This is a genomic window from Serratia montpellierensis, from assembly GCF_020858655.1.
In the GTDB taxonomy this organism is placed as follows: Bacteria; Pseudomonadota; Gammaproteobacteria; order Enterobacterales; family Enterobacteriaceae; genus Serratia; species Serratia montpellierensis.
The window spans coordinates 177,056-188,285 of record NZ_VOSN01000005.1; the positions used below are offsets into that span (position 1 = coordinate 177,056).

Genomic DNA, 11,230 nt, shown 5'->3' on the forward strand with positions numbered 1-11,230 from the left:
GGGTGACCAATGGCCAAATAAAAATCAGCATTTAATGCTAAAAAACCGCCGTCCGAGCGAGCCGGCATAGTTGAGGCGGCACAGGCGGCATAGTGGTATAATTGCCGAATCAGGCCCAGGGATGACTCGCACTATGAAAATCAAATACGTAATCTATTTTTTTACCCTGTGCCTGATGACCTCCTTCTCGCTGTTCATCGTCGAGGAGCTGCTCGAAGCCCATACCGACTACCGCGATAACCAGCTCAACCTGTATAAGATCGATCGCGCCAAAGAAATCTCCGAGGCCTTCCAGGCCTCGCTGCAGGCTCACCGCCTCAAACGATTGAGCCTGATCGATTCGCAAATCACCCGCGCGCAATGTTTGGCCGCCGATCGGATGGCGCGCGAGAAAATTACCCGGATCCGCGAGCATCTGAACGATCCGGTCGCCAGGCAGCTCGGGGTACGGCAAAAAATCGCTGCGCTGTCGATGATCGGTCTGATGGAACAGCTGTTGGATAACGACAACCTGCAGCTTTCGCAGGTCAACAACGCCAATGCCAATCTGTTCAACATCAACAGCGCCTATTACATCTCGCAAACCAGCAAGAGCTATTACCGCTACACCTACGATACCCGGATGGTGGATACCGATTCCTTTATGTTTCTCGAGGCCATTCGCCTCAACAACCGGCTGAATATGTCACTGACGGAGTTAAGCGATCAGATTATCGACGTCAACGTCAACCCGCTCGATCGCAAAGACGCCTATCTGAAGTCCATTCAGTTGACCGGCGTGCTGAACGCGCTGAGCACCCGATTGATCTTCATGAAGATCAACTACGACGACGTGCAAACCACCGACATCGTCAATCAGTTGCTCACCCTGGTGTCGGCCGAACGTCTCAAGCAGATCACCGATGGGTTATACACCGCCATCAATACCCAAAAACCCTATCCCGCAGCGCTTATTTCGCGCTATGTCGATGAGCTGAGCGGGCTTTCGCAGGCGCTGTATCAACATAGCTTCGAGCTGGAAACCGTCGCTTCGCGTCACAAAATTTACGATAGCCAGACCACCATTTACGGCATGATCGCGCTCGCCGGCCTGGGGGTGTTATTGTTCATTTTGCCGGCGCTGGTGTTCTGTACCAGCATTAACCGTTGGCTGACCAAGACCCACAACAATATTGTCCGGCTGTCGCGTGGCGAGATGGACATCGATCGCAACGACGCCTTCTATAGCCGGGAACTGATCGCCATCAGCGACGCTATTCAGCAGCTCAGACAATACCAGTTGGACAAGGTCTCGCTGGAAAGTGAGAAGCAACTGCTGATTAAAGAGCTCGAGGCCTCTTCCTTCCTCGATCCGCTCACCAATATTTATAACCGCCGTAAATTCTTCCTTGAATGTCAGCTGCTGGGCGACGGCAGCTATCCACAGGCCTTTTGCCTGATCGATATCGACAACTTCAAACAGCTCAACGACAGCTACGGCCACGACGTGGGGGACCGGGCGCTGGTAGCATTCGGCCACCTGCTGCAACGTGCGTTCCGCGCCAGCGACATTTTCTGCCGCTACGGCGGCGAAGAATTCGCGGTGCTGCTGGGCAACTGTTCGTTGGACAACGCGCGGGACATCATGGAGCAATTGCGCACCCGTACTCATCGCCTGACGCTAAATCTGGCCGATGGACGGCAAGTGCGTTTCACTACCAGCTGCGGCATTGCGCCGGTCAACGCGTTCACCGCGCTGCAGGCCGCAATCAAACAGGCGGATGAAGCACTCTATTTTTGCAAAAAGAACGGCAAGGATCGGGTCAGCGTACACACTCAGGTCGGGTTTATCTGATTCGCTGTTTAAAATAATTAACATTATAATTTTTATGACTAATTAGGCTAAGTCATTCACCTTACAGACATATCTGGCTTTTTTTCCTCCCCGCTGCCGCCAGGCCGCCATAAAGGCACGTTTAATCCTCGACCCGCTTTGGTGATTTATGGTGTGATGCAGCTTCAATAACAGGATAATCCGGGTATACTCCACCCCCACTTTTATGATTATCCGGATTTGGACACGCGCCTGACGAGGATGCTGTAACGCGCTATGACTCAATACGCTTCCCCGATTTTGACATCACTGCTTGATACCGATGCTTATAAGCTTCATATGCAGCAAGCAGTGTTCCATCGCTATCCCGCGATCAGCGTGGCGGCGGAATTCCGCTGCCGCAGCGACGAACTGCTGGGCGAATATGCCGACGAGATCCGCGCCCAGGTGGCGCTGATGAGCCGGCTGGCGCTGACCGACGCCGAATTCGCTTATCTCTCGGGCCTGCCCTTCTTCCGCCAGGATTACCTGAGCTGGCTGCGGACGTTCCGCTACGATCCGCAGCAGGTGATCGTCGAGAACCGCGACGGCAAGCTGCATATCCGCATCGCCGGGCCGTGGCGCGAAGTGATCATGTGGGAAGTGCCGCTGCTGGCGGTGATCAGCGAAGTGGTGCACCGCCGGCGTTCGCCGCTGGCGACGCCGGAACAGGCGGTAGCACATCTACAAACCAAGCTGGCGCAGTTCAAAACGCTGGCGGGCGATCTGGACCTTTCGCGCTTCAAGCTGATGGACTTCGGCACCCGTCGCCGTTTCTCTCAGGGCGTTCAGCAGGCCATCGTCAGCACCTTGCAGACCGAATTCCCGTACCTGTCGGGCACCAGCAATTACGATCTTGCGCACCAGCTCGGCCTGGCGCCGGTCGGCACGCAGGCGCATGAATGGTTCCAGGCGCACCAGCAGATAAGCCCGGTGCTGGCCAACAGCCAGCGCGCCGCATTGCAGGCCTGGTTGGACGAATACCCGGATCAGCTCGGCATCGCGCTCACCGACTGCATTACCATGGATGCCTTCCTGCGCGACTTCGGCCCGCAGTTCGCCGAGCGTTATCAGGGGCTGCGCCACGATTCGGGCGATCCCGTCGAGTGGGGTGAAAAAGCCATTGCCCACTACGAAAAACTGGGCATCGATCCGATGAGCAAAACGCTGGTGTTCTCGGACAATCTGGATCTGGAAAAAGCACTGGCGCTCTACCGCCACTTCTATCAGCGCATCAATCTCGGCTTCGGCATCGGTACGCGACTGACCTGCGATATTCCCGGCGTCAAGCCATTGAATATCGTGATCAAGCTGGTCGAATGCAAAGGCAAACCGGTGGCCAAGCTCTCCGATAGCCCCGGCAAAACCATTTGTCAGGATCAGGCGTTCGTCAGGGCCCTGCGCAAAGCCTTCGATCTGCCGCTGGTGAAGAAAGCCAGCTGATCCTTCTTTATATAGAGAGAAAGCCGGCCCGGTTCACGCGCCGGCTTTTTTGTTTTTATCCCGACCGCCCTCTTTTCAGCCAGCCGCGATAAATGTTGCGCCAATCCGATGATTTCTGCTTGTGCTCTGCACCGCGGCAAGTAACATAGCCATTACCCCCATATTCTTGGGTTGTAAGCTATTTCTAAACCAAATTATTAAAGAGAGAAATCTATGAGCGTAGTGCCTGTAGTCGACGTACTGCAAGGTCGTGCTGCGGTTGACAGTGAAGTCACCGTACGCGGCTGGGTACGTACCCGGAGAGATTCAAAAGCTGGTATCTCCTTCCTGGCCGTCTATGACGGTTCCTGCTTTGATCCGTTACAGGCCGTCGTTAATAATTCTCTGCCGAATTATCAGGATGAAGTGCTGCATCTGACCACCGGTTGTTCGATTGAAGTCACCGGCAAGGTCGTCGCTTCACCGGGCGAAGGCCAGAGCTTCGAACTGCAGGCCACCGCGATCAAAGTGGTCGGTTGGGTCGACGATCCGGACACTTACCCGATGGCGGCCAAACGCCACAGCATCGAATACCTGCGCGAAGTGGCCCACCTGCGCCCGCGCACCAACCTGATTGGCGCCGTAGCGCGCGTGCGTCATACCCTGGCGCAGGCGATCCACCGCTTCTTCCATGAAAACGGTTATTTCTGGGTCTCCACCCCACTGATCACCGCCTCCGATACCGAAGGCGCCGGCGAGATGTTCCGCGTGTCCACGCTGGATCTGGAAAACCTGCCACGCACCGACAAAGGCACCGTCGACTTCAGCGAAGACTTCTTCGGTAAAGAAGCCTTCCTTACCGTTTCCGGCCAGCTGAACGGCGAAACCTACGCCTGCGCGCTGTCCAAGGTTTACACCTTCGGCCCAACCTTCCGCGCCGAAAACTCCAACACCAGCCGCCACCTGGCGGAATTCTGGATGATCGAGCCGGAAGTGGCCTTCGCGACGCTGGACGACGTTGCCGGCCTGGCCGAAAGCATGTTGAAGTATGTGTTCCAGGCGGTGCTGGATGAGCGTGCCGATGACCTGAAATTCTTCGCCGAGCGCGTGGATAAAGACGCAATCTCTCGTCTGGAGCGTTTCGTTTCTTCCGATTTCGCCCAAGTGGACTACACCGACGCCATCGAGATCCTGCTGGCCTCGGGCCAAACCTTCGAAAACCCGGTTTCCTGGGGCATCGATCTCTCTTCCGAGCATGAACGTTACCTGGCGGAGAAACACTTCCAGGCGCCGGTGGTGGTGAAAAACTACCCGAAAGACATCAAAGCGTTCTATATGCGCATGAACGAAGACGGCAAAACCGTCGCGGCCATGGACGTGCTGGCACCGGGCATCGGCGAAATCATCGGCGGCTCGCAGCGTGAAGAACGCCTCGACGTGCTCGATCAGCGTCTGGAAGAGATGGGGCTGAATAAAGAAGACTACTGGTGGTATCGCGATCTGCGCCGCTACGGCACCGTGCCGCATTCCGGTTTCGGCCTGGGCTTTGAACGTTTAATCGCCTATGTCACCGGCGTGCAAAACGTGCGCGATGTGATCCCGTTCCCACGCACGCCACGTAACGCAAGCTTCTAATTTATACGATCAAACGTTTTTTAAACGATTTCGTTACAAAACAAAGGCCAGCATCGCTGGCCTTTCGCATTTTTTAATATTGACGCACGTCACAAAGTTCCCTAAAAATTACATTTAGTTACACATACTTTCCTTTTGCAACCTGATTGGGACATTGGTATCATTTTCGTCCTAGATTAACCCGCCTGTGAATGGAACACTGCGTTCAGACACAGGACGACACCAATCTATCAACAATAGTTCCCAAAGAATTATTGGCGGCAGTGGCAAAAGGTGTCCGAATAACACCAATGAGGGTAATAATGATGAAGCGCAACATTCTTGCAGTGGTTATCCCGGCTCTGTTGGCTGCTGGTGCAGCAAACGCAGCTGAAATCTACAACAAAGACGGCAACAAGCTGGATCTGTACGGCAAAGTTGACGGTCTGCACTACTTCTCCAAAGACAAAGGTAATGACGGCGATCAGACCTATGTTCGTTTTGGCTTCAAAGGTGAAACCCAGATTACTGACCAACTGACCGGTTACGGCCAGTGGGAATACAACGTTCAGTCCAACCACTCCGAGTCTCAGGGCACCGAAGGCACCAAAACCCGTCTGGGCTTTGCTGGTCTGAAATTCGCTGACTACGGCTCCTTCGACTACGGCCGTAACTACGGCGTACTGTACGACGTGGAAGGCTGGACCGATATGCTGCCAGAGTTCGGTGGCGATACCTACACCTACACCGACAACTTCATGACCGGCCGTACCAACGGCGTTGCGACCTATCGTAACAACAACTTCTTCGGTCTGGTTGACGGTCTGAACTTCGCTCTGCAATACCAGGGCAAGAACCAGAACGACGGTCGTGACGTTAAGAAACAGAACGGCGACGGCTGGGGTATCTCCTCTACTTATGACATCGGCGAAGGCGTAAGCTTCGGCGCTGCATACGCTTCTTCCAACCGTACCGACGATCAGAAACTGCGTTCCAACGAGCGTGGTGACAAGGCTGACGCATGGACCGTGGGCGCGAAATACGACGCCAACAACGTTTACCTGGCAGCCATGTACGCGGAAACCCGTAACATGACTCCATTCGGTGGCGGTAACTTTGCCAACACTTGCGCAACTTCTGAAAACTGCGGCGGCTTCGCCAGCAAAACTCAGAACTTCGAAGTGACTGCTCAGTACCAGTTCGACTTCGGCCTGCGTCCAGAAGTGTCTTACCTGCAGTCTAAAGGCAAGAACCTGAACGTCCCAGGCGCAAGCTCTGACCAGGATCTGGTTAAATATGTTTCTGTTGGTACCACTTACTACTTCAACAAAAACATGTCTACCTACGTTGATTACAAAATCAACCTGCTGGATGACAACGCGTTCACCAAAGCAACCGGCACCGCTACTGACGATATCGTAGCTGTTGGTCTGGTGTACCAGTTCTAAGTTGTCTCGCTTAACGGCGGTTTACCGTCGGCTAAGTTAAAAAACAGGGCTTCGGCCCTGTTTTTGTTTGTGTCTTCCGGTAACGTTTTATCCTGCAGATTTCCCCTTCCCCATCATTTTTTCTGTTTAACTCCCCCCCTTCACAAGATCGCGGTGTTTTTGTCGCAAACGGTTGGCAAAGCCGGTCACTGGCGTTACCCTGATGTTTCTGTCTGCTTAACTCCGAGATTTGGAAGCACCTGACATGTTTGAAAAAATCACCGCCGCACCCGCCGACCCGATCCTGGGTCTGACCGACATTTTCCGCGCCGACGCCCGCCCGAATAAAATCAATTTAGGGATTGGCGTTTATAAAGACGAAACCGGTAAAACCCCGGTGCTGACCAGCGTAAAAAAAGCTGAACAGTATCTGCTGGAAAATGAGACCACCAAAAACTATCTCGGTATTGAGGGCATTCCGGCGTTCGCCAGCTGCACTCAAGAGCTATTGTTCGGTAAAGAGAGCCCGATCGTCGCCGATCGTCGCGCGCGCACCGCACAGACGCCAGGCGGCACCGGCGGCCTGCGCGTGGCGGCAGACTTTATCGCTAACCAAACCAGCGCCAAACGCATCTGGATTAGCAACCCAAGCTGGCCGAACCACAAGAACGTCTTTAGCGCCGTGGGCCTGGAAGTGCTGGAATACGCCTACTACGACGCCGCCAACCACGCGTTGGATTTCGACGGCCTGCTGAACAGCCTGAAACAGGCCCAGGCCGGTGATGTCGTGCTGTTCCACGGCTGCTGCCATAACCCGACCGGTATCGATCCAACGGCAGAACAGTGGGCGCAGCTGGCCGAACTTTCCGTCGCCAATGGCTGGCTGCCGCTGTTCGACTTCGCTTATCAGGGCTTCGCCAACGGCCTGGAAGAGGATGCTCAAGGCCTGCGTATTTTCGCCGCCAAACATCAAGAGCTGATCGTCGCCAGTTCCTACTCGAAAAACTTCGGTCTGTACAATGAGCGCGTCGGCGCTTGCACCATTGTAGCCGCCGATGCCGAAACCGCCGACCGCGCCTTTAGCCAGGTGAAAGCGGCGATTCGCGCCAACTACTCCAACCCGCCGTCACACGGCGCCGCCGTGGTCGCTACCATTCTGGGCAACGACGCTCTGCGCGCGATGTGGGAACAAGAGCTGACCGATATGCGCCAGCGTATTCACCGCATGCGTCAGCTGTTCGTGAATACTCTGCAGGAGAAAGGCGCGCAGCAGGACTTCAGCTTCATCATACAGCAGAACGGCATGTTCTCGTTCAGCGGCCTGACCAAAGAACAGGTGCTGCGTCTGCGCGAAGAGTTCGGCGTCTACGCCGTGAACTCAGGCCGGGTGAACGTGGCCGGCATGACGCCGGACAACATGGCGCCGCTGTGTGAAGCCATCGTCGCCGTGCTCTAAAAGCATCGACGCAGGTCATAAAAAAAGGGGCGCTCTATGCGCCCCTTGATTATTTCTGCCGGGAAATCATCGTTACCACACCGCCGGCTCTTCGCGCAGGAACGGGTTGGTCTGGCGCTCGTGGCCGAAGGTCGACATCGGACCGTGGCCGGGAATAAAGCGCATGTCGTCGCCCAACGGCAGCAGTTTGGTACGAATAGAGGCAATCAGCGCCTGATGGTCACCGCGCGGGAAATCGCTGCGCCCCACGCCGCCGTTAAACAGCACGTCGCCCACCAGCGCCAAACGCGCCTGCTCATTGATAAAGACGATGTGGCCCGGCGTATGCCCTGGACAGTGCAGCACCTTGAGCGTCATCTCGCCCACCTGCATCTCATCGCCTTCCGACAGCCAGCGGGTCGGCGTCAGCGGCGCGCACTCTTCCAGTCCAAACATCCGGCTCTGCGCCGGCAAACCATCGAGCCAAAACGCGTCTTCTTTATCCGGGCCATAGATCGGCACCTGATAATGGTCCGCCAACTCTGCCGCCGCGCCGACGTGATCCAAATGGCCGTGCGTCAGCAAGATCTGAGTGATCGTCACCCCCTGCCGCGCGACTTCCGCTTTGATTTTTTCCGCTTCACCACCGGGATCGACCAACGCCGCCTGCTGCGTGTTTTCGCACCAGATCAGGCTGCAGTTCTGGCTAAAGGCGGTAACGGGAATAAGATGGTATTTCATAAGGCTCCAACGACAATAACGCCGCGTCCGCAAGGGGCGGCGTTATTCACTGATGGCACAGCGATTACCAGGTCCGAACCGGGCCGGTATCGATGTGTACGAAGTTGCTACGTGGGTAATATCCTACACCACCGGCGCGCATTTTTAACGCCGCTTTACGGATATTACTCAATTGGATACCTTCGATGTGGAAATCCATCGCCTGGCCTTTGGTGTGGTAGCTGTGCTTGGCCACGCCGCGGCTATGCGCACGCAGTTCGTTGTTGGTGTCTACGGAGCGGTATCCGGAGATCAGCTGCACCGGCTTGCTGGTGCCCAGCAGCCCCTGCAGGCGATAGAGGTGATCAAACAAGCGGGGATCGATCGATTTAACCTTGTTGGCGCGATAATCGCGGAACAGATGATTTAGCCGCACCAACTCTTCTTTATTGTAACCTTTGCCGTCAAAGAACTCGGCTTTAATAGATTCACCGGTATTCAGGTTATTCAGCACTAAAATACGCGGTCGAGCGGTGGAAAGACTGGCAAACGCCTGCCCTGGAAGCAGCGCTATGCCCATAGCGGCGCCACCTAGCGCCAGCCATTTACGGCGGTGATGATCAATTTTGTCCATGACTCTGTTAAACCCGGCAAGAATGTCAAAATAAATGCACAAAGCAGCGCACTGTCCGAACCATAACCGCCTGCGTATGCTGAGTCAACCCGCGATACGCCTAGGTTTACAGGCCCCCGGCGACGAGGGCCTGCGGTATAGCCAAACATTCTGACCGTTATTTATTTATAATTACTGCATTTACTGCATTAATTTTTTGGCCTGAGCCAAAATTTGTGCGCCCGATCGCACCGTATTATCATAATTGTAAATATCTGTGCGGAATTGCGGTTGGCCGTCATCCGAAACCCAGGCGGTCAGATAATACAGTTTTACGGGAATACGCTGGCGAATATTCACATAAGTGGTATTCCCCTCTTTCAGCGTGGAAGACACGCGGCTGTTGTTCCAGCCGGCGTCCTGCAGCAGCATATTCGCCAAATCGGAAGCCTTATTCACCCGCACGCAGCCGGAGCTGAGCGCGCGGATATCTTTCTGGAACAGGCTGTGGTTCGGGGTATCGTGCAGGTAGATGGCGTCTGAGCTCGGCATATTGAACTTGAAGCGCCCCAGCGAGTTGGTGGCCCCCGGCGCCTGACGGACGCGGTACGGGAAGTTGCGCGCAGAAACCATGTTCCAGTCGATCATCGCCGGGTTGATCACTTCCGCATCGTTGCTCCAGCCCGACAGCACGGTATAGCCGTGTTTCTGGAAGTAGTTACCGTCGCGCATCGCCTTCGGCACAATGTCCTCGCGCACCAGCGTCGTCGGCACGTTCCACGGCGGGTTGACCACCACGTTGTTCAACGCGCTGCTCATCAGCGGCGTCTTACGGCTCGGCCGCCCGACGATCACGCGGGAAGACAGCACTTCATTGCCGTTCTGGTAGTAGGTCAGCGAGTAGTTGGGAATATTCACCATAATGCCGGTGCCGACGTGCCCCGGTAAAATTCGCAGACGTTGGATATTCAACGCCAACAGCGCGGCACGGGTTTTCGGTGACACATTGAGCCACTCACGGGTGCGCACGCCGATCACGCCGTCCGCCGTCAACCCCTGCCATTTCTGGAAGCGCTTGACGCCCTCCACCAGTTCATTGGTATAAAGATTGTCGCTCACCACGCTGCCAACCTGCGGCGGCGTCTGCTCCGCAGTCAACTCCGTTACCGGCGCCGCCGATGGGCTGACCGTCACGCGGCTTTTCTCTTCGTCTACCGTCAGCCCGCCGTCGTCGGGCTCATTGCTCTTCGCCGAGACTACCGCAGGTTCCTGCTCCGCTTCCGGCGCCGAGGCGGCCAGCATGCCGGTACGCGTCAGGATCTCACGCAGCGCCGGGATATCGTTGCTCATTTGGCCTGGGCGCAGGCTCGGGCCGCTGCCCACCTGTGGCCAGGGGCGATTGTCCGCCAGCATGTCGCGCAGCGCCTGATGCATCTTGGCGTATTGCGGATGCTGCGGCGCGAGCGAATTCACATAGCTCAGGGTACGTGCCTGGCGCACCGCCAGTTGCCATTGGTTGATCACCGCGGTGGGCGGTAAGCCAAGCTTGTAGGGAATATTGCTGTACAGCCAGTTGTTGCCGTTGGCACCGATGGCGGAGACGAACTGCAAATAGCCCAGCATCGCATCGGACAGCACCGCATCGCGGCCCGCTTCACTGAGCGCCGGATCGGTCAACATCTTCACCCATTGGGTGAACTGCGGCTGCACGCCGGACATCGCCAGCTCGGCCAGCTGCTGCTGAAACTGCTGAACGGCTTCGCGATCCTGCCACATCGGCTGCATGTGATTCGCCGCATACAGCGGCGCCAGCGTGGAAAGGTAGTGCAAATCCATGCCGCGCGGCAACGCGGCCAGCAGCTCAGAACGGCTCTGCGCAACGGACATGCCTGCTGATGCCACCGGCAACGCCGTGACGGTGGCCGATGCGGAAAACGACGACACAAGACTACAGGCGATAGCGCCACTCAGCGCCAAACGTCGTAGAGAGTTTCCCTTTTTAAGCAACATCCCTTGCCCCCTGTATGCTCACAAAAAAAACGTCAAAAACTGCATATAGTTTCAGTATACAAACAGAAAGGCCGTTTCGCCCTGCGGGCGTCGAATAACTGTTTATGTGATTAAACTAACCGCTTTTCAACGGATAA

At 55.8% G+C, this 11,230-nt stretch carries 8 protein-coding genes; 5 read left to right on the top strand and 3 right to left on the bottom strand.

Features of this window, described 5'->3' with window-relative positions:
* Window positions 1–133: 133 nt before the first annotated feature.
* From FUU19_RS06265 to FUU19_RS06285, 5 genes are all read left to right on the top strand, one after another.
* The gene (locus tag FUU19_RS06265) at window positions 134–1,834 is read left to right on the top strand and encodes a GGDEF domain-containing protein (protein WP_230507093.1); all 1,701 of its coding nucleotides are present in this window, start codon (window positions 134–136) and stop codon (window positions 1,832–1,834) included.
* A 255-nt stretch (window positions 1,835–2,089) separates the two neighbouring features.
* Entirely contained in the window at window positions 2,090–3,295 is a 1,206-nt protein-coding gene (pncB, locus tag FUU19_RS06270) for a nicotinate phosphoribosyltransferase (protein WP_141969734.1), read from the top strand.
* 213 nt (window positions 3,296–3,508) lie between these two features.
* On the top strand, window positions 3,509–4,909 hold the full coding sequence (asnS, locus tag FUU19_RS06275) for an asparagine--tRNA ligase (protein WP_141969736.1): 1,401 nt from the start codon (window positions 3,509–3,511) through the stop codon (window positions 4,907–4,909).
* Window positions 4,910–5,211: 302 nt separating this feature from the next.
* Complete coding sequence (gene ompC, locus FUU19_RS06280) at window positions 5,212–6,336, top strand: porin OmpC (RefSeq protein WP_273544356.1); 1,125 nt, start codon at window positions 5,212–5,214, stop codon at window positions 6,334–6,336.
* Between the two features lie 244 nt (window positions 6,337–6,580).
* The gene (locus tag FUU19_RS06285) at window positions 6,581–7,771 is read left to right on the top strand and encodes an amino acid aminotransferase (protein ID WP_141969738.1); all 1,191 of its coding nucleotides are present in this window, start codon (window positions 6,581–6,583) and stop codon (window positions 7,769–7,771) included.
* A gap of 72 nt (window positions 7,772–7,843) precedes the next feature.
* Here FUU19_RS06285 and FUU19_RS06290 read toward each other — a convergent pair whose 3' ends face one another.
* From FUU19_RS06290 to ldtD, 3 genes are all read right to left on the bottom strand, one after another.
* Window positions 7,844–8,491 (bottom strand): MBL fold metallo-hydrolase, encoded by a 648-nt coding sequence (locus FUU19_RS06290; protein ID WP_038880818.1) that lies wholly within the window; start codon window positions 8,489–8,491, stop codon window positions 7,844–7,846.
* Window positions 8,492–8,555: 64 nt separating this feature from the next.
* The gene (gene mepK, locus FUU19_RS06295; RefSeq protein ID WP_025302289.1) at window positions 8,556–9,104 is read right to left on the bottom strand and encodes a peptidoglycan L,D-endopeptidase MepK; all 549 of its coding nucleotides are present in this window, start codon (window positions 9,102–9,104) and stop codon (window positions 8,556–8,558) included.
* Between the two features lie 180 nt (window positions 9,105–9,284).
* On the bottom strand, window positions 9,285–11,093 hold the full coding sequence (ldtD, locus tag FUU19_RS06300) for a L,D-transpeptidase (RefSeq protein ID WP_197832793.1): 1,809 nt from the start codon (window positions 11,091–11,093) through the stop codon (window positions 9,285–9,287).
* Window positions 11,094–11,230: the final 137 nt, after the last annotated feature.

What these genes read in the sequence shown, in the direction of transcription:
- FUU19_RS06265 (WP_230507093.1), top strand. Translation starts at nt 134, where the DNA reads ATGAAAATCAAATACGTAATCTATTTTTTTACCCTGTGCCTGATGACC.
- pncB (WP_141969734.1), top strand. Translation starts at nt 2,090, where the DNA reads ATGACTCAATACGCTTCCCCGATTTTGACATCACTGCTTGATACCGAT.
- asnS (WP_141969736.1), top strand. Translation starts at nt 3,509, where the DNA reads ATGAGCGTAGTGCCTGTAGTCGACGTACTGCAAGGTCGTGCTGCGGTT.
- ompC (WP_273544356.1), top strand. Translation starts at nt 5,212, where the DNA reads ATGATGAAGCGCAACATTCTTGCAGTGGTTATCCCGGCTCTGTTGGCT.
- FUU19_RS06285 (WP_141969738.1), top strand. Translation starts at nt 6,581, where the DNA reads ATGTTTGAAAAAATCACCGCCGCACCCGCCGACCCGATCCTGGGTCTG.
- FUU19_RS06290 (WP_038880818.1), bottom strand. Translation starts at nt 8,491, where the DNA reads ATGAAATACCATCTTATTCCCGTTACCGCCTTTAGCCAGAACTGCAGC.
- mepK (WP_025302289.1), bottom strand. Translation starts at nt 9,104, where the DNA reads ATGGACAAAATTGATCATCACCGCCGTAAATGGCTGGCGCTAGGTGGC.
- ldtD (WP_197832793.1), bottom strand. Translation starts at nt 11,093, where the DNA reads ATGTTGCTTAAAAAGGGAAACTCTCTACGACGTTTGGCGCTGAGTGGC.